The organism is Fictibacillus fluitans (genome assembly GCF_030418125.1).
In the GTDB taxonomy this organism is placed as follows: Bacteria; Bacillota; Bacilli; order Bacillales; family Fictibacillaceae; genus Fictibacillus_C; species Fictibacillus_C fluitans.
Map to the genome: position 1 here is coordinate 1 of NZ_JAUHTR010000019.1, position 17,672 is coordinate 17,672.

Genomic DNA, 17,672 nt, shown 5'->3' on the forward strand with positions numbered 1-17,672 from the left:
ATTTTTGTTAGCGCCGCTCGTTTTGGCGACCTTTATAATATAACATCTTAGCAACCATCATGTCAACAACTTTTTTGTTGATTTTTTGTTGCAAGTCACTGTGTCAGCAGCGACAAGAAATAATATACCACGTACTTGTTTTTAGAGTCAACACTTTTTTCGAAAAAGATATGATTTTCAATTTCCCCTTACTGGTACTCTTGTTTCCTTCTGCAGAAGCGTGTGCATTCTGCCGGGGAGGCAAGCAGGGTAAAAAGCCGGAAAAGCGCATGATACCGTTCTTCAAGCACTGATTTTACCATCGGCTCGATCTGATCATCTTTAAAATCGGACAAAAGCTCCTCGAGTTCTTTTTTAATCAGATATTCAATTTCCTTCGCTTCACTTTTGTTGAGCATAATCCCTATCATCATACACCGCAACCTTCTATATCCGTTTTTTGTGGTAGGATTCCCGCTCCCTGTATTTTCTATGTATGGAGTTATATCTTGTCCCCTCGTTTCATATACATCTCTTTAGACAGCATTTACAGAGATCAGGATCACCAAATTCATTGGAAACAGGGGGAACGGCATGAAATTCTTTATGGTGGTTAATGGCAGAAAGGCCAAGCAATACATGGTTGTTGTGTTTGCTGCTTTTTTTGCAGCTTCACTTGCCTTTATGGGACAAGAGCAATTATCTGTGTTTTCATCCAAAGAAGGACCGCGTGCCATTTATAAAGGTGAGGAGAAAGGAAATAAAGTGGCTTTGACGTTTGATATCAGCTGGGGAGATAAGCGGGCTCTGCCTATATTGGATATCTTGAAAAAGCAGGGCATCAAAAACTGCACGTTCTTCGTCTCAGCAGCCTGGGCAGAGCGCCACCCTGAAATTGTAGAGCGCATCGTAAAGGATGGGCATGAACTGGCGAGCCTTGGATACCAATACAAGGATTATACAGACTGGAAGGACCCGCAGATCCGCCGTGACATTTTAACCGCACAGGAAAAGATCAAAAAAGTTTCTGGCAAGACAACCTCCTTGCTTCGTCCGCCAAATGGAAGTTTTGATAAACGGGTGCTTGAGGTTTCAGAAGGTACGCATCATTCTATTGTGCATTGGAGCATCGATACAAAAGACTGGAAGAACCCAGGAGTAAACAACATTGTATCGAATGCAACCAATCATGTGAAACCGGGAGACATACTCCTCCTTCATGCTTCCGACTCCGTGAAGCAAACCCATAAAGCATTGCCTGAAATTATCGGCAAATTAAAATCAGATGGCTTTTCTTTTGTCAGTGTCGGCGAAATGATCGCAAACACACAGGCACACAGCCAGGAAGTTCATTAAAACGATAAATAAAAAAAACTTCCGCCATTTTAGGCGGAAGTTTTTGATTTGGCAGCGGACTTCGGCTGGATCAGCCGGTGAAGCATAAGAATCTGATAAAGGTTGCACACACCAAGAGACGCAAATGCCATCCACATGGCGCTTGGGGCATTCGTTTTTAAGACGGGCACCCATTCCATTGTGGTCACCACAATCATAAAAAACAAGGTGGGTATAAAAGCTCCCTTATTCGTTTGTTTCTGCTTAATGTACGCCACCAGCAAACCAAGGACAAAAACCCCGGCAGGAATTAAGCTGTAAGAGGCAAGGCTTTGCCCCGCTTTATGAAATGCGGAATACCGCAAGTAGAACAAGTCAAAAAGAACAACAATAATAAGGACAATCTGAACACCGTTCCACAGGGACTGTGACCTGAAAATCCCGAGACCAAAACGGTGAACCGTCAAGTAGGCAAAGAAGCCCATCTGGCTGAACACGCTAAACAAAGCGCCAAAGCCAACAAGACCGAGTATATAGATAAGAAATTCTTTCACGCCCCCGGTTTCGGGAAATTGTGAAATTAAACCTGCAACAATGGCACAGCCAATCCCAATAAGTAACGTCGTGACAAATAAAAAGACCCAGTTCCTTGACTTCACATGATTGCCTCCAATCCAAATGTAACCGTTATCGATTGTACCAATCCTAACCAAAAAAAGCCATACAGTTTTCCTATATTTGTCCTGCATAAATCTCCGGAAATCACCCACCCTAAAGGTAAGAACTCAAAGAAAGGAGAAGGAGCAGACGTGATGAGAAAAACGTGGATCCCATGCCTCTTCTGTTTTCTTCTTTTAGCCGTAAGCGGCTGTGCACAAAAGGAAGCACAGGGAAGCAGTCCTCAGAACATGGATTATGACGCCACCAAAAAAATGCTGGTGGATATTTTAAAAACAGATGATGGAAAAAAAGCGATTACCGATGTATTGTCTGACGAGAAGATGAAGGAACAGCTTTTGCTTGATCAGGCACTCATCAAACAAACGATTGAAAAAGAACTGCTGTCACCAAAAGGCGAGAAGTTCTGGAAGCAGGCCTTTAAAGATCCTAAATTTGCTGCAGCCTATGCAAAAAGCATGAAGCCCGAGCATGAAAAACTGATGAAAGACCTGATGAAAGATCCCGCATATCAGCAGCTTATGATGAATATCCTGAAAAACCCGGAAATGGGCAAGGAAGTGCTGGACCTGGCGAATTCGCCTCAATACCGCAAAGAAGTAAAGAAAGTCATGATGGAAACCTTCGACAGTCCACTTGTACGGGCCCAATTGTCAGAGATGCTGCAAAAAGCCGCTCATGATGAAATCGATCAGTCGGCCTCTAAAAAAGGCTCTCAGCAGGGACAACAGCAGCAAGGCCAGCAGCAAGCTGGCGGCGGACAATAAGAATAAATAAAAAAACCTCGTACTTCAACTGTACGAGGTCTCGTTTTGTTTAATTTAAATGTTCAATTACCTTTTGGGCAATGTCTTCATACGCTTGTCCCAGGCGATGGTCACGAGCATAAACGCTTGGCGCAAAATCATCTTTATTGATGTCAGGCTGTCCGAGAGGCAACTGTCCGAGCATTGGAACTCCGAGCTCATCTGAGAGGCGTTCTCCTCCGCCTTTACCAAATACATATTCTTTCTCGCCTGTAATTTTGCTTTCAAAGAAGGCCATGTTTTCAATAACCCCAAGGATTTCATGATCTGTCTTTAGAGCCATGCTTCCCGCTCTTGCTGCAACAAAGGCAGCTGTCGCATGCGGTGTAGTCACAATGATTTCTTTGGACTTCGGCAGCATTTTATGAACATCGAGGGCCACGTCCCCTGTTCCTGGCGGCAGATCGAGCAGAACATAATCAAGATCTCCCCAGTTCACTTCACTGAAGAAGTTCATAAGCATTTTACCGAGCATTGGCCCGCGCCAGATGACAGGTGCATTGTCCTCCACGAAGAAGGCCATGGAAATAACTTTTACCCCAAACCGCTCAACTGGCTGGATGGTCTCTCCAACTACTTTCGGACGCTCAGTAATCCCCATCATATCCGGTACACTGAAACCGTAAATATCGGCATCAATCAATCCGACTTTTTTGCCGAGCCGGGCTAATGCCACCGCAAGGTTTACAGAGACGGTTGACTTCCCTACTCCGCCTTTTCCGCTGGCGATCGAGATAAACTGGGTTTTGCTCCCTGGTGCAAGCAACGGGGGAACACCCGGTGCTGCAGCCTGCTGCTGGCTTCCCTGAACCGGTTTTCTCTCCTCGAAACGCAGGCCGACAGATTCAACTCCCGCGCCTTTAAGGGTATTGACGATCTCCTGCTGAAGCATCATTTGCTCCTGTGAGCCTGTTTGTGGCAGTGCCACCTTCAGGCTGACATATCCTTCTTTTACTTTCAGTTCCTGAATCGCTCCAGACTCGACAAGGCTTTTATGTAAAAAAGGGTCTTGTATTCGAGATAAAAGTTCGATTACTTTTTCTTCGGTCATGGAAAAGACACTTCCTTTGCATGTATTCGATTTCATTCCATACCAAGTATAGCACAGTTGGGCTTAATCGTTGACTGAGACGACCCAAGGTGCAAGCCGATGGGCCTGCACCTCAATTTGGTACTTTTTCATTTGTATAATAGCGTAAAATCCCCTGATAGACGGAGGCGGATATTTTATGCTGATACGATTTAGTTTTCAGCAATTCTCTTTCGCTCGGATTGGACAGAAACCCGACCTCCACCAATGTGCCGGGAAGCTTGCTCGTCCGAAGCAAATAAATGCCCTCGATGGATTTGGCAATCCGGTCTGTATTCTGCAGGTTTCGCTTGAGTTCACTCTGAATGAATTTGGAAGCAGCCTCGCCCTTTTTATCGGTAGGTGAATAAAACACCTGGGCTCCCCGCCAGCGGGTGGAAGGCAGGGCATTCAGATGAATGCTCACATACAAATCACCATTGGATTGATTAATGATTTCTCTTCGTTTCCTGAGATCGTCCCATTTCCGGGCCCGTATCCTCCCGCTGTCCCTGCCGCTTAAGTCCATATCCCGCTCTCTGGTCATAATGACAAGGGCTCCTGCTTCCTGCAAATAATCCCTGAGCTTTAAGGAGATATCCAACGAAATATCCTTTTCCAGCACCCCGTCCCTGCCTACCGCCCCGCCATCCATTCCGCCATGCCCGGGATCAAGCACAATCACCCTTCCCGAAAGTGGAAGGCTCCACGGTTTCCAGGTTCCTTTTTCCGAAAAATGATACGTAAATATAAATAGTAAAAGGGTAAATCCCAAGACAAAGGCGACTTGCTTTACCCGTCTTTTCATTCCTTGCCCCCTAATCAACAGACGTATATGTCTATATATATGGGACAAGAAGCCAATTAGTACTTAATGGAGCTTCATTCTGTATCTTTTCTCACCATTCCAGTATCCTTCAAGCCACCAGCGTTCGATATACACTTCGCAGCACAATTGCAGGGATTCCATCATCTGCTCGGTGCCCCAGCACCAGAACTGCCAATAATCGAACAAGCTTTCCGTCAGTTCCATTTCGGCCTGCCGGCTCCGTCTTTTGATGTCTTCCAATGCTTCCCCATGGTAAGCGAACCGGCTGTATGCCGCGCCGAGTAAATAAGCATCTATGGCAAGATCAATACAGGCATCCTCAATGTCCTGCTGATACAAGAGCGAATACTGAAAAAAAGGCTGGTACAGGGACTGAATTTCCTTTTTGATTTTCCCTAACGAAAGATCCCTCAGCACTTTTCTTTCGTACTCCGCTTTTTTCGTACGCTGTTTCTCCCTAAATGTTGTAATTACTATCGCCATCATTTATCCTCTTCCCGCGCGAATGCGCCAATCACATATCTATATAGTGGGTACACCCTTACCTACATCTTTTGCAAAAGGAAGGAGCATCATCCTGCGTAAATGATGGGAATAAATATGAAATGCTGAAACGCCTGTTTAGAGACGATAAGCATTGGAGGGGCCAAAAAATTAAACGACCGTTTAAACGTGCATACTTAAACGGTCGTTTAACTTATTCTTTATCGATGGGTGACTTCAGGCGGTCGGAATAGGAATCAAAGTATAAATTGCCGTTTGTCCCCTGAACCGCATAATACACATCTTCAAGAGCGAGGCCTCTGTTGTTGAGCTCCTGCTGCAGCCAGGCTTTGGTAAGATTGTTCTCCTTCAAATTATCGTTCAGGATTTCTTTTTCCATGATGAGTTCGACCGGAAACTGCGAGTCTTTTTGGAAGGACAGGTTTAAATCCTGGCGGGTAATTAAGCGGAACGGCGGCTTTTTTTGAATGGAGATTCCGCCGTTTGTTTCAAGGATGGCATATTGCACTTCATATATATCAAAAATCCCCTTTTCCCTGAGAAGCTGGTTTAAGTTATCGATTGTGAATTTTGCTTTTCCCATGTTCTTCTCTAGAATGTGTCCGTCTTCAATCAGTACTGTAGGTTCACCTGATATCCAGCGGCGGGCTTTTCTGCTTTTCACCGTAAAGACCAGGACCAAAATGGAGGTAATAAAAAAGGTCAGCATCGCAAAGACAGCATGCCAGGTTTTGATATTCAGGTTAAAAGCCAGGTTCCCTGTAATGGACCCGAGCGTGGCGGCGGCAATGAAATGATTCAGCGTTAAATAGGACATGGTCTGTTTGCCGAGGAGACGCGCAATTCCAATAAACAAAACAAAAGCCAGCACGGTCCGCCAAAACACTTCCAAGATCTCAGACATTTTGTTCCTCCTTTTGGCCAATGGCGTTGTCCCTATTGTTTGCGAATCTTCCAAGGAACATGAGTCAAAGCACAAAAAAGACCCCCAAGCAAATGCTTGAGAGCCTTTTGAAACGTAAAGATTAACGTTTTGAGAACTGAGGTGCACGACGAGCGCCTTTAAGACCGTATTTCTTACGTTCTTTCATACGAGCGTCACGAGTCAAGAATCCAGCAGATTTTAGGTTGCCACGGAATTCAGGATCAGCTTGTAGAAGAGCGCGCGAGATACCATGACGGATCGCTCCTGCTTGTCCAGTATATCCTCCACCTTGAACAGTAACAAGAACGTCGTAGTTACCTTCTGTTGCTGTTTCGTTAAGTGGTTGTCTTACGATAAGCTTTAGTGTTTCCAAACCAAAATATTCGTCAATGCTGCGACCGTTGATTACGATACGGCCATCACCAGGAACTAAACGTACGCGAGCAACGGAGTGCTTACGACGCCCAGTACCATAATATTGTACTTGTGCCACGTGAATACCTCCCTTTTATTATCCGCGTAATTCGTATTTTTCTGGCTTTTGTGCTTGATGTTGGTGCTCAGCTCCAGCATATACGTGAAGCTTTTTGATCATTTGACGGCCAAGGCTGTTCTTTGGAAGCATACCTTTGATCGCCAGTTCAAGCATTTGCTCAGAACGAGTTGTACGCATTTCTAATGCTGTTCTTGTACGAAGTCCACCTGGATGTCCAGTGTGACGGTAATAAATCTTGTCACTTAACTTCTTACCTGTTAGATGAATTTTCTCAGCGTTGATTAGGATTACATGATCCCCAGTGTCAACGTGTGGTGTAAAAGTTGGTTTGTGTTTTCCGCGAAGGATTGCTGCAACTTCACTTGCAAGACGACCTAAAGTCTTTCCTTCAGCGTCGATCAACAACCACTTACGTTCTACTTCAGAAGCTTTCGCCATGAATGTTGTACGCATGAATTTTCCCTCCTGTATCTTCATTCGCTAAATCGCTTAATTTTTTTATAGGTGCTGTTCACTCACTGTAAAGTACGGTCAGATGAACATTTCTAGTTACTAAACATTTCACCGGATTACCTTCCGGGGCAGGGAGATAATCTTAGAAATACCAAAGAATATCTTATAACATATAAACAACGATGTCAAGTGTGTCACAAAATTTACCGCATGTATTTTTCGCATTATTTATAGGTGACTCGATATAAATACAAGCCGTGCGGAGGTGCCGTTTTGCCTGCCGTGCTTCTGTCTTTTTCCGCCAGCATGGACCGGATGTCATCAGGCTGAATTCTGCCCTGGCCTGCATCGAGCAGGGTGCCCGCCATAATCCGGACCATGTTGTATAAAAACCCGTTGCCCCGGACTTTAAAAATAAGCTCATCTCCCGCTGTTTCCAGCTTGAACATGGAGATCGTCCTTACCTTGTCTTCCACTTCCGAACGTGCGGAGGAAAACGACGTAAAATCATGGGTGCCCGTGAAGATCGCCATGGCTTCCTGTATTGCCGCATGATTCAGTGGATGAGGGAAGTGAGTGGCATAGTTCCGCCGAAAAACATCGGGTTCGCTCCCTGTCATCAGCCGGTAATGATATTCTTTCTCTTCCACGCTATACCGCGCATGAAAGTCCGAAGCCACAGCCTCCACATCCATGATGCGGATGTCTGCCGGCAACAGGGCATTCAGCGCCCTCTGCCATCGTTCTGCCACAATGGCAAGCGGGCTGTCAAAGTGAACCACCTGCCCGATGGCATGTACCCCTGCGTCCGTTCTTCCGGAAGCAGAAATCCTTACAGAGGTGCCTTTATGCATCTTGGCCAGGCTTCTTTCAATCTCCCGCTGAACCGTGCGGGCCCCGGGCTGCACCTGATACCCGGCAAATTGTGTGCCATCGTAACTTACTGTCGCTTTCCAGCGCTGCATACCTTTAAACTCTCCTTTATCCATGCGTCCTTAACATAAAGAGAACGGCCGCCAGGATCAACAGCAGGAAAAGCGCTCCGGTGTCCCTGAATCTCCAGTGCAGTACACGGAGCCTTGTCCTGCCTTCTCCTCCTCGGTAGCCGCGTGCTTCCATAGCAAGAGCCAGGTCTTCCGCCCGCTTAAATGAGGAGATGAATAAGGGCACCAGAAGCGGCACAAAGGCTTTAATCCGCTCTTTGACAGGTCCTGCGGTGAATTCGGCACCACGGGCCATCTGGGCCTTCATGATCTTCTCTGTCTCCTGAAGCAGCGTTGGAATAAAGCGGAGAGAGATTGACATCATAAGAGCAAATTCATGAACAGGCAGCTTAACTTTTTTAAAAGGTCCAAGCAGGTATTCAAGTCCGTCCGTAATATCAATTGGCGTGGTCGTCAATGTCAAAAGAGATGTGACAAGGACAAGATACACCAGCCGGAGGGAAATGAAAGCCCCCTGCCGCAAACCGCCGTCATAGATCTTAAACCAGCCAAGATCATAGACGACCTCCCCCTGCTTGGTCATAAGGATGTGCAGGATGAAGGTGAAGATCACAATGAAAAAGATCGGCTTTAAGCCTTTATACATGTAGCGGAGTGAGACTTGCGACAACAGGACCGCAGCGACTGCAAACACGCCAAGGATTCCGTAGGTCAGCCAGTTATTGGCCAAAAATACAACAAAAATGAATACAAAAATGCCAAGCAGCTTCGCCCGCGGATCCATTTTATGAAGAACCGAAGTGCCCGGTATATACTGGCCGATGATCACATTATCTAGCATGTGGACCCTCCTTTGCCAAAGTCGGCAGAGATGGCCCTGGCTGTATCTTCAATGGTAAAGGACGACATCTCTGCCGGTTTACCGGTTTTCTCCTGCCACTTAAGCAAAAACTGAACCGTTTCCGGAACATCAAGGCCCACCGCCTGCAGCTCTCCCCTTTTGGCAAAGATCTCAGCCGGCGTTCCTTCCAGATAGGTAGATCCTTTCTCCATCACAAGAATCCGGTCCGCGTAATATGCAGCATCCTCCATGGAATGGGTGACAAGGATCGTCGTCATATTCCTTTGATCATGAAGCGTGCGGAACAAATCCATGATTTCTTTTCTTCCCCGCGGATCAAGGCCCGCTGTCGGTTCATCCAGAATCAAGACGTCAGGCTCCATGGCGAGCACTCCGGCTATAGCTACCCGGCGCATCTGTCCTCCGCTGAGATCAAAGGGTGACTTCTGAAGCACCTCGACAGGAAGTCCGACAAGCTTAATCATCTCATGAGCAACCCTTCTGGCCGCCTCTTCGCTTTGACCAAAATTCATCGGCCCGAACATAACGTCCTTTTCCACCGTTTCGTCAAACAGCTGATGTTCAGGATATTGAAAAACGATTCCCACCCGTTTGCGGAGCGCCTTCAGCTGTTTTTTCTTCCCTCCGGCAGCAATCGTGAGGTCCCCCACCGTAATGGTGCCTTCCGATGGCTTCAATAACCCGTTCAAATGCTGAATCAGGGTTGATTTGCCGGAGCCGGTATGTCCGATGACAGCAAGGAACGTCCCGGAAGGAACAGAAAGGCTGACATCATGGAGGGCAAGCCGCTCAAAAGGCGTTCCTGCTTTGTAGCGATGGGTTAGTCCGCTGATTTTAATGTCCATAATGCATCCACCAATTCTTCCTGTGTCAAATGTTGTTCTTTCAGGCTGACGCCGTAGTCCCGGAGCGCCACCCCAAGTTTGAGCGAAAATGGAAGATCAAGCCCTGCATCCAGCAGCAGCGCTTCGTTTTGAAACACTTCCCGCGGGCTGCCGGCAGTTAGAATAGCACCCTGCTTCATCACAATGACTCTGTCGGCCCGTACGGCTTCCTCCAGATCATGGGTAATGGAAATGACAGTAATTCCTTCTTCCTCATTCAGCTGCTTCACAGTATCAATTACTTCCTTGCGGCCCATCGGATCCAGCATGGACGTCGCTTCATCCAGAATAATAATAGATGGCTTTTGAGCGATGATACCCGCGATGGCCACGCGCTGTTTTTGCCCTCCAGAAAGATGATGAGGCTCACTCTCGATGAAGTCCTGCATGTTCACACGGGCAATACTCGTTTCAATGCGCTTGATCATTTCCTCACGGGGAACTCCAAAGTTCTCAAGACCGAAGGCCACATCATCCCTCACGCTTGTCCCGACAAACTGGTTGTCCGGATTTTGAAAAACGATGCCGACCCGCCTTCTGATCTCCCAAAGCTCTTCTTCATTTGCGGTTGTGTAGTCTTCTACCTTAACTTCTCCTGAACCAGGCAGAAGAAGTCCATTGAGCAGCTTAGCCAGTGTAGATTTCCCAGAACCGTTATGGCCGACGACCGCCAGCCATTCTCCTTTGTACACCGAGAGGCTCAAACCTGCCAGAGTCAGGTTTTCCTCACTCGGGTACTGGAAGGAAACGTTGTTAACTTTAATGAGTTCCTTCACGTTTTTCTCCCCCTCAGCTCAGCTCTATTGATAAATTCCGTTTAAAACATAAAAAAAGGGCAAGAAACGATCGCAATGACCCTGTCCCGCCCTTTATTCATTATTAAACTAATTCGATGATGACCATTGGTGCACCGTCACCACGGCGAGGACCGATCTTAGCGATACGAGTGTAACCACCATTACGCTCTGCATAACGAGGTCCAAGGTCACTAAATAGCTTTTGAAGCGCCTTTTGTCCAGATTCTTCGTTAGCTACTTCGTTACGAACGAAGCTTGCAGCTTGACGGCGTGCGTGAAGGTCTCCACGCTTACCAAGAGTGATCATCTTCTCAACAAATTTACGTACTTCCTTAGCACGCGCTTCTGTTGTTTCGATACGATCATTAATAATTAAGTCTGTTGCCAAGTCACGCAGCATTGCGCGGCGAACAGCTGACACACGACCCAACTTTTGGTAACCCATGTCTATTCCCTCCTTCTGTGCTTTTTGCAGACAGGGAGGCTGTTACGAGTAACAGTCACCTGTGAAAAAGCGAATTCTAGTCTGTCAGATTAATCGTCAGCACGTAAGGAAAGTCCAAGCTCGTCAAGTTTCTCCTGAACTTCTTCAAGAGACTTCTTACCGAGGTTGCGTACTTTCATCATGTCTTCTTCTGATTTATTAGCAAGTTCTTGAACTGTATTAATACCAGCGCGTTTGAGGCAGTTGTAAGAACGCACAGAAAGATCAAGTTCCTCAATTGTCATTTCCAGAACTTTTTCTTTTTGGTCTTCTTCTTTTTCAACCATAATTTCAGCTTTTTGCGCTTGATCGGTCAGTCCGACAAAGATATTCAAATGTTCGGTAATGATCTTCGCTCCAAGAGAAACTGCCTCTTCAGGACGGATGCTTCCATCTGTCCAAATGTCAAATGTGAGTTTATCATAGTTGGTCACTTGTCCAACGCGAGTATTTTCAACCTGGTAGTTCACACGGGAGATTGGTGTGTAGATAGAATCCACAGGAATAACCCCGATTGGAAGATCTTCAGACTTATTGCCTTCCGCCTGTACATAACCGCGGCCTCGTTTTGCATTCAGCTTCATTTGGAAATGAGCGCCTTCTGCAAGAGTGGCAATGTGAAGATCCGGATTCAGAATCTCTACATCACTATCATGTGTAATATCACCAGCTGTAACGACTCCCTCACCCTGTACATCTATTTCCAATGTCTTATCTTCATCAGAATAAATCTTCATTGCAAGCTTCTTCAGGTTAAGGATGATGGTAGTTACATCTTCCACCACACCTTCTACTGTAGAGAACTCATGCAACACGCCATTAATCTGAATGGATGTAACAGCTGCACCAGGCAGTGAGGATAATAGGATACGACGTAAGGAGTTGCCCAGTGTAGTACCATATCCACGTTCAAGTGGTTCAACAACAAACTTTCCATATGTGGCATCGTCGCTGATTTCAACCGTTTCAATTCTTGGCTTTTCGATTTCGATCATTCAACTAAACCCTCCTTCAAACGTCGAACCTCGACTTTGGGCTGAATCGCCCTGCCGAAATTCCCCAATGGCATTTCCGACTAAAACAACTAATTAGTGTTCTTCACCAAAACATATATTATACATACCCATTATAGACAGGTTATACATATAATATACCGCAGAGTGTAACTAAAGTTACACGCGGCGGCGTTTTGGAGGACGGCATCCGTTATGAGGAACAGGTGTAACATCGCGAATAGCTGTTACTTCTAGACCTACCGCTTGAAGGGCACGAATTGCAGCTTCACGGCCAGCACCAGGGCCTTTAACAGAAACCTCTAGTGTTTTCATGCCATTTTCCATTGCAGTCTTACCAGCAGTTTCAGCTGCCATTTGTGCTGCGAATGGAGTTGATTTACGAGAACCTTTGAATCCCATGTGGCCAGATGTAGCCCAAGAGATTGCATTCCCGTGTGTATCAGTGATCGTAATAATCGTGTTGTTGAATGTAGAGCGGATATGCGCGATACCAGTCTCAATATTCTTTTTCACACGACGCTTACGAGTGTTTGTTTTACGTTGTTGCTTCGCCATTAGAGTTTACCTCCTTTACTTACTTTTTCTTATTCGCTACTGTACGACGAGGTCCTTTACGAGTACGAGAGTTGTTCTTCGTATTTTGACCACGAACCGGAAGGCCGCGACGGTGGCGGATTCCACGGAAGCTGCCGATCTCGATCAGACGCTTGATGTTAAGGGATACTTCACGACGAAGGTCACCTTCAACTTTAATCTTGTCGATTGCTTCACGGATTTTATTCAATTCATCTTCAGTAAGATCACGAACGCGAGTTTCTTCGGATACACCAGCTTCAGCAAGAACTTGCTGTGCTTTCGTTTTACCAATTCCGAAGATGTAAGTTAGTGAAATGACAACTCGCTTATCGCGTGGAACGTCGACTCCTGCAATACGTGCCATAATGTAGCACCTCCTTAGATTAACCTTGTTTTTGCTTGTGTTTAGGGTTTTCGCAGATCACCATTACAGTTCCTCTACGACGAATAACTTTACACTTTTCACAAATGGGTTTGACTGATGGTCGAACCTTCATTTTTTAAACCTCCTTATGTTCACGGAGTACGATTTTTTATTTAAAGCGATACGTTATACGACCACGTGATAAGTCATATGGAGACAATTCTACGGTAACTTTATCTCCTGGTAAAATCCGAATGTAGTGCATGCGGATCTTCCCGGAAACATGTGCCAGAATTTTATGTCCATTCTCAAGCTCCACACGGAACATGGCGTTTGGCAGTGGTTCGATAACCGTACCTTCTACCTCAATTACATCGTCTTTAGCCATCGATATGGTCTCCCTTCTTCAGAGCAATGACTTTCTCGTCGGAAAACTTCGCTACTGCGTACCGTAGTTTGCCATTAGTTACACGGCCTGTTTCAAGAATGCTTCTTGCAACTTCCGGAGAAACAAAATCTAGTAGTTCTAAGTGAATCAGGTTCTTACGTTTGGCGCGATCATATTTGCGCTTATCGCCATCTGCGATAAGTACAAAGCGATCATCCAGGATATTAACGATGACACCCAATTTCTCTGCGTCTCTTCCCTTAATGATTCGAACCATTTGTCCTATCTGGGGCATCGATTCAGAATCGCTAACCATTATATCACCTTCACCTAGATCTTTGTTAGGATTTCGTATCCTTCCTCCGTAATGGCCACAGTATGTTCAAAATGAGCACACCATTTGCCATCCGTTGTCACAACCGTCCAGTTATCGGATAAAGTTCTAACATAACGAGATCCCGCATTGATCATCGGCTCAATGGCCAAGACCATTCCTTTTTTCAGAATCGGCCCTTTGCCGGGCGGTCCGTAATGGGGAATTTGCGGATCTTCATGCAATTCCTGGCCGACTCCATGCCCCACGTATTCCCGTACTACAGAAAACCCTTCAGCCTCTGCATATACTTGAATTTCATGGGAGATGTCAGTAAGTCTGGCACCTGCCTTCGCTTTCTCCAATCCTTTGAAAAGAGATTGCTCAGTTACATCAAGAAGCTTTTGAGACTCTTCCGAGATCTCTCCAACTCCGTAAGTCCAGGCAGAATCACCGTGGTAGCCTTTGTATTTCGCCCCTATATCCAAAGAGATAATGTCGCCATGGTTCAATACACGCTTTCCCGGAATTCCATGTACAAGCTCTTCATTCACGGAAGTACAGATGCTTCCCGTAAATCCATTATAATCCTTGAATGAAGGGATTGCACCCTGGCTGCGAATAAACTTTTCAGCAATGTTATCCAGCTCTTTTGTTGTCACACCAGGTTTTATGTGTTTCTTTAACTCTTCGTGAGTTAGGGCAACGATTCTCCCTGCTTCCCGCATGAGATCGATCTCCCGCGGCGTTTTGCAGATAATCATTTTGCCAGCCCTCCGATAAGTTTATTGATGTCTGCATAGACTTTATTGATTTCCTGGTCACCGTCAATATTCTTGAGGTAGCCTTTATCTTTATAGAAATCCAATAAAGGTTTGGATTGCTCCATGTTTACTTCCAAGCGAGTACGAACGGTTTCTTCGTTGTCATCTTCACGCTGGATCAATTCAGCTCCATCCTTGTCACATTTCCCATCCACTTTTGGCGGATTGAAAACTACGTGATAGGTGGTTCCGCATACCGGACAAATCCGGCGGCCGGTCAATCGCTGCATCAACTGATCTTTTTCTACAGAGATGTTGAGTACAAAATCGATTCGGCGGTCCAGCTCAGACGTGATGTCCTCAAGCGCTTCGGCCTGAGCAACAGTCCGAGGAAAACCATCAAGCAGGTAGCCTTTCTCACAGTCATCTTTGGCAAGACGTTCACGGACAATTCCGATCGTTACATCATCCGGAACCAAGTTACCGGAATCCATATATGACTTTGCCTTCAGACCAAGAGGGGTTCCTTCCTTGATTGCAGCCCTGAACATATCTCCTGTTGAGATATGCGGAATGCCGTACTGCTCAACAATTTGTTCTGCCTGTGTCCCTTTTCCGGCACCAGGCAATCCCATTAATACAAGATACATCTAATCCCTCCATACTCACTAATCTTGCCAATAGACCGAGGGTTTGAGGGAAGAGATTGTCTTCCCTTACCTCTACTTAATGAAGCCCTTGTAATGCCGTTTGATCAACTGGCTTTCAATTTGCTTCATTGTGTCTAATGCCACACCTACAACAATCAGTAAGCTCGTGCCGCCAATCTGAATCGAAGACGGAAGGTTGAGCCCTGGAATTGCTGTAAAGATTACCGGGAGAATAGCGATAAACGCAAGGAATAGAGATCCTACAAAAGTTAATCGATATAAAATTTTCGTAATATACGATTGGGTGTTTGCTCCCGGACGAATGCCTGGGATGTATCCACCCTGTTTCCTCAAGTTGTCAGCCATTTGCTCTGGATTGACCTGAATGAACGTGTAGAAGTACGAAAATCCAATAATTAAAAGCGCATATAAAATCATTCCGACTGGCTGGGTGTAGTCAAACGTGCTGACAATCCACTTTGTTACATCATTTTGCTCGAAGAAGCCGGCAATGGTGCGTGGAGTGATAATCAAGGAAATCGCAAAGATAACCGGGATTACTCCTGCTGCGTTGACTTTAATCGGCAAATGAGTGGATTGGCCGCCAACAGGATTTGTTCCGACGACGCGTTTAGCATACTGGATCGGGATCTTGCGCAAACCTTGTTGAATGTAGATAACGCCGACAACGATTAAAATAATAGCGACCAGTAACAGAAGTACAGTTACAATATGCATAAACAGCTGATCGCTTGCGCCTTTGAATTGCGCTGCATATATCTGGTTAACAGCTGTAGGAATAGCTGCGACAATCCCCGCGAAAATGAGAACGGAAATCCCATTTCCAATTCCCTTTAGGGTAATCTGCTCACCTAACCACATCAAAAAGGCAGTTCCGGCAGTTAACACTAACGCAATAAACAAATACGTCATGATTCCTGGGTTTGCAATCAGTCCTGGGAACAGGTTGTTAAACCCAATGGACATCCCGACAGCCTGGATAAAACCAAGGACAATCGTTCCGTATCTGGTGAACTGAGCCAGCTTGCGTCGGCCCACTTCCCCTTGTTTACTCCACTCGGTGAACTTAGGAACCACATCCATCTGAAGCAGCTGAACAATGATTGATGCTGTAATGTATGGCATGATACCCATTGCAAAGATGGAGAAGTTTTTTAATGCTCCACCACCGAACGTGTTCAAGAATCCAAAAATACTTGCGTTATTTTCAGTACCAAACTTAAGAACCTCGCGATTCACACCTGGAACAGGAATAAACGTTCCGATCCTGAAAACGATCAGCATCAAAAGTGTAAACAGGATCTTGTTTCTCAGATCACCCACACGCATAATGTTGGAGATTGTCCGGAACATTAAATCACCTCAGTTTTTCCGCCGGCCGATTCAATCGCTTCTTTCGCAGAAGCTGAGAATTTATGGGCCTTAACTGTAAGCTTAACTCCTAACGTGCCATTTCCTAACACTTTAATGCCGCTGTTTTCTTTGCTTACCACACCAGTTTCGATAAGAAGTTCCGGAGTTACCTCTGTACCTTCTTCAAAACGTGCAAGCTTTTCAAGATTAACAATTGAGTACTCTTTACGAGTAGGGTTTGTGAAGCCACGTTTAGGCAAACGACGTGCTAATGGATTTTGTCCACCCTCAAATCCAGGACGAACTCCTCCACCAGAACGTGCTTTTTGACCTTTGTGTCCACGACCACTTGTTTTACCATTTCCTGAACCGATACCACGTCCTACGCGGTTGCGTGTTGAACGGGATCCTTCAGCTGGTTTCAACTCATGAAGTTTCATCTGAGCACCTCCTCATGATTTAATTAGCGTTTTACGCGTCGATTTCGTTTACAGTTACAAGGTGAGATACCTTGTTAACCATACCACGGATAGCTTGGTTGTCTTCGTGAACAACCGTTTGATGCATTTTTCTAAGACCTAAAGTCTTAACAGTTACACGCTGATTCTCAGGACGTCCGATAACACTGCGTGTGAGGGTGATTTCTAATTTCTTAGCCATCTCTGTTCCCTCCTTAACCTAAAAGCTCTTCGACTGATTTGCCGCGAAGTTTCGCAACATCCTCAGCGCGTTTAAGATTTCTTAATCCTTCGATCGTAGCACGCACCATGTTGATAGGGTTGTTAGATCCAAGTGATTTAGAAAGAATATCAGCTACTCCAGCAAGTTCGAGTACCGCACGGACAGGTCCACCTGCGATAACTCCAGTACCCTCGGAAGCAGGCTTAAGCAATACTTTTCCTGCGCCAAATTGTCCTGTAATTTGGTGAGGGATTGTTGTACGAACAACTGGTACTGTAATAAGATTTTTCTTAGCGTCTTCAATTGCTTTTCGGATCGCGTCTGGAACCTCTTGGGCTTTACCAGTACCAAATCCGACATGACCATTCTTGTCACCAACGACAACAACTGCAGCAAAGCGGAAACGACGTCCACCTTTTACAACCTTCGCTACACGGTTGACCGTTACGACACGTTCTTCAAGTTCAAGTTTATTAGGGTCGATACGCATCAGTTTCCCTC

General features: G+C 45.8%; 27 protein-coding genes. 2 read left to right on the top strand and 25 right to left on the bottom strand.

The window, feature by feature from the left end:
• Positions 1 to 188 precede the first annotated feature (188 nt).
• On the bottom strand, positions 189 to 413 hold the full coding sequence (locus QYB97_RS21950) for a hypothetical protein (protein ID WP_425589837.1): 225 nt from the start codon (positions 411 to 413) through the stop codon (positions 189 to 191).
• Positions 414 to 573: 160 nt separating this feature from the next.
• On the opposite strand from QYB97_RS21950, the gene pdaB reads away from it, so the two are divergent.
• On the top strand, positions 574 to 1,335 hold the full coding sequence (gene pdaB, locus QYB97_RS21955; RefSeq protein WP_301168168.1) for a polysaccharide deacetylase family sporulation protein PdaB: 762 nt from the start codon (positions 574 to 576) through the stop codon (positions 1,333 to 1,335).
• A gap of 29 nt (positions 1,336 to 1,364) precedes the next feature.
• Here pdaB and QYB97_RS21960 read toward each other — a convergent pair whose 3' ends face one another.
• Positions 1,365 to 1,973: a KinB-signaling pathway activation protein gene (locus QYB97_RS21960; protein ID WP_301168169.1), complete on the bottom strand. Its 609-nt coding sequence runs from the start codon at positions 1,971 to 1,973 to the stop codon at positions 1,365 to 1,367.
• 153 nt (positions 1,974 to 2,126) lie between these two features.
• Here QYB97_RS21960 and gerD point away from each other — a divergent pair, with 153 nt between their 5' ends.
• Positions 2,127 to 2,759, top strand: a complete 633-nt coding sequence (gerD, locus tag QYB97_RS21965; RefSeq protein WP_301168170.1) for a spore germination lipoprotein GerD — start codon at positions 2,127 to 2,129, stop codon at positions 2,757 to 2,759.
• 49 nt (positions 2,760 to 2,808) lie between these two features.
• Here the strand turns inward: gerD and QYB97_RS21970 are convergent, their stop codons facing one another.
• The 23 genes from QYB97_RS21970 to rpsE all read right to left on the bottom strand — a co-directional run bounded on the left by QYB97_RS21970 (position 2,809) and on the right by rpsE (position 17,664).
• A complete protein-coding gene (locus tag QYB97_RS21970) occupies positions 2,809 to 3,849 on the bottom strand; it encodes an Mrp/NBP35 family ATP-binding protein (protein WP_301168171.1) in 1,041 nt (346 codons plus the stop codon).
• A 112-nt stretch (positions 3,850 to 3,961) separates the two neighbouring features.
• A complete protein-coding gene (gene cwlD / locus QYB97_RS21975; protein ID WP_301168172.1) occupies positions 3,962 to 4,675 on the bottom strand; it encodes an N-acetylmuramoyl-L-alanine amidase CwlD in 714 nt (237 codons plus the stop codon).
• A 63-nt stretch (positions 4,676 to 4,738) separates the two neighbouring features.
• Positions 4,739 to 5,182, bottom strand: coding sequence for a DUF2521 family protein (locus QYB97_RS21980; protein WP_301168173.1), 444 nt, complete (start codon positions 5,180 to 5,182; stop codon positions 4,739 to 4,741).
• A gap of 211 nt (positions 5,183 to 5,393) precedes the next feature.
• Positions 5,394 to 6,104 (bottom strand): DUF421 domain-containing protein, encoded by a 711-nt coding sequence (locus tag QYB97_RS21985; protein ID WP_301168174.1) that lies wholly within the window; start codon positions 6,102 to 6,104, stop codon positions 5,394 to 5,396.
• Between the two features lie 121 nt (positions 6,105 to 6,225).
• Positions 6,226 to 6,618: a 30S ribosomal protein S9 gene (gene rpsI / locus QYB97_RS21990; RefSeq protein ID WP_053356167.1), complete on the bottom strand. Its 393-nt coding sequence runs from the start codon at positions 6,616 to 6,618 to the stop codon at positions 6,226 to 6,228.
• A gap of 18 nt (positions 6,619 to 6,636) precedes the next feature.
• Entirely contained in the window at positions 6,637 to 7,074 is a 438-nt protein-coding gene (gene rplM, locus QYB97_RS21995; RefSeq protein WP_007203517.1) for a 50S ribosomal protein L13, read from the bottom strand.
• Positions 7,075 to 7,298: 224 nt separating this feature from the next.
• Positions 7,299 to 8,039 (bottom strand): tRNA pseudouridine(38-40) synthase TruA, encoded by a 741-nt coding sequence (truA, locus tag QYB97_RS22000; RefSeq protein ID WP_301168175.1) that lies wholly within the window; start codon positions 8,037 to 8,039, stop codon positions 7,299 to 7,301.
• 16 nt (positions 8,040 to 8,055) lie between these two features.
• A complete protein-coding gene (locus QYB97_RS22005; RefSeq protein ID WP_301168176.1) occupies positions 8,056 to 8,859 on the bottom strand; it encodes an energy-coupling factor transporter transmembrane component T family protein in 804 nt (267 codons plus the stop codon).
• On the bottom strand, positions 8,853 to 9,725 hold the full coding sequence (locus QYB97_RS22010) for an energy-coupling factor ABC transporter ATP-binding protein (protein ID WP_301168177.1): 873 nt from the start codon (positions 9,723 to 9,725) through the stop codon (positions 8,853 to 8,855). Before QYB97_RS22010 ends, QYB97_RS22005 begins: the two co-directional genes overlap by 7 nt.
• Complete coding sequence (locus QYB97_RS22015) at positions 9,701 to 10,540, bottom strand: energy-coupling factor ABC transporter ATP-binding protein (RefSeq protein ID WP_301168178.1); 840 nt, start codon at positions 10,538 to 10,540, stop codon at positions 9,701 to 9,703. Before QYB97_RS22015 ends, QYB97_RS22010 begins: the two co-directional genes overlap by 25 nt.
• Positions 10,541 to 10,643: 103 nt before the next feature.
• On the bottom strand, positions 10,644 to 11,006 hold the full coding sequence (rplQ, locus tag QYB97_RS22020; protein WP_301168179.1) for a 50S ribosomal protein L17: 363 nt from the start codon (positions 11,004 to 11,006) through the stop codon (positions 10,644 to 10,646).
• Between the two features lie 89 nt (positions 11,007 to 11,095).
• Entirely contained in the window at positions 11,096 to 12,040 is a 945-nt protein-coding gene (locus tag QYB97_RS22025; RefSeq protein WP_053356174.1) for a DNA-directed RNA polymerase subunit alpha, read from the bottom strand.
• Between the two features lie 177 nt (positions 12,041 to 12,217).
• Positions 12,218 to 12,616: a 30S ribosomal protein S11 gene (gene rpsK, locus QYB97_RS22030; RefSeq protein WP_301168180.1), complete on the bottom strand. Its 399-nt coding sequence runs from the start codon at positions 12,614 to 12,616 to the stop codon at positions 12,218 to 12,220.
• A 19-nt stretch (positions 12,617 to 12,635) separates the two neighbouring features.
• On the bottom strand, positions 12,636 to 13,001 hold the full coding sequence (rpsM, locus tag QYB97_RS22035; RefSeq protein WP_301168181.1) for a 30S ribosomal protein S13: 366 nt from the start codon (positions 12,999 to 13,001) through the stop codon (positions 12,636 to 12,638).
• Positions 13,002 to 13,020: 19 nt separating this feature from the next.
• Entirely contained in the window at positions 13,021 to 13,134 is a 114-nt protein-coding gene (rpmJ, locus tag QYB97_RS22040; protein ID WP_007203526.1) for a 50S ribosomal protein L36, read from the bottom strand.
• Between the two features lie 36 nt (positions 13,135 to 13,170).
• Positions 13,171 to 13,389, bottom strand: coding sequence for a translation initiation factor IF-1 (gene infA, locus QYB97_RS22045; RefSeq protein ID WP_007203527.1), 219 nt, complete (start codon positions 13,387 to 13,389; stop codon positions 13,171 to 13,173).
• The gene (locus tag QYB97_RS22050) at positions 13,382 to 13,684 is read right to left on the bottom strand and encodes a KOW domain-containing RNA-binding protein (protein WP_301168182.1); all 303 of its coding nucleotides are present in this window, start codon (positions 13,682 to 13,684) and stop codon (positions 13,382 to 13,384) included. Before QYB97_RS22050 ends, infA begins: the two co-directional genes overlap by 8 nt.
• Before the next feature lie 35 nt (positions 13,685 to 13,719).
• Complete coding sequence (gene map / locus QYB97_RS22055) at positions 13,720 to 14,466, bottom strand: type I methionyl aminopeptidase (RefSeq protein WP_301168183.1); 747 nt, start codon at positions 14,464 to 14,466, stop codon at positions 13,720 to 13,722.
• Positions 14,463 to 15,116 carry an adenylate kinase gene (locus QYB97_RS22060; protein ID WP_301168184.1) on the bottom strand — a complete coding sequence of 218 codons (654 nt, stop codon included), beginning with the start codon at positions 15,114 to 15,116 and terminating at the stop codon, positions 14,463 to 14,465. Before QYB97_RS22060 ends, map begins: the two co-directional genes overlap by 4 nt.
• Before the next feature lie 72 nt (positions 15,117 to 15,188).
• The gene (gene secY, locus QYB97_RS22065; RefSeq protein ID WP_301168185.1) at positions 15,189 to 16,490 is read right to left on the bottom strand and encodes a preprotein translocase subunit SecY; all 1,302 of its coding nucleotides are present in this window, start codon (positions 16,488 to 16,490) and stop codon (positions 15,189 to 15,191) included.
• A complete protein-coding gene (gene rplO, locus QYB97_RS22070) occupies positions 16,490 to 16,930 on the bottom strand; it encodes a 50S ribosomal protein L15 (RefSeq protein ID WP_301168186.1) in 441 nt (146 codons plus the stop codon). The genes secY and rplO overlap by 1 nt, the downstream gene beginning before the upstream one ends.
• Before the next feature lie 31 nt (positions 16,931 to 16,961).
• Positions 16,962 to 17,150, bottom strand: a complete 189-nt coding sequence (gene rpmD, locus QYB97_RS22075) for a 50S ribosomal protein L30 (protein ID WP_061975703.1) — start codon at positions 17,148 to 17,150, stop codon at positions 16,962 to 16,964.
• Between the two features lie 13 nt (positions 17,151 to 17,163).
• On the bottom strand, positions 17,164 to 17,664 hold the full coding sequence (rpsE, locus tag QYB97_RS22080; RefSeq protein ID WP_074440648.1) for a 30S ribosomal protein S5: 501 nt from the start codon (positions 17,662 to 17,664) through the stop codon (positions 17,164 to 17,166).
• Positions 17,665 to 17,672: the final 8 nt, after the last annotated feature.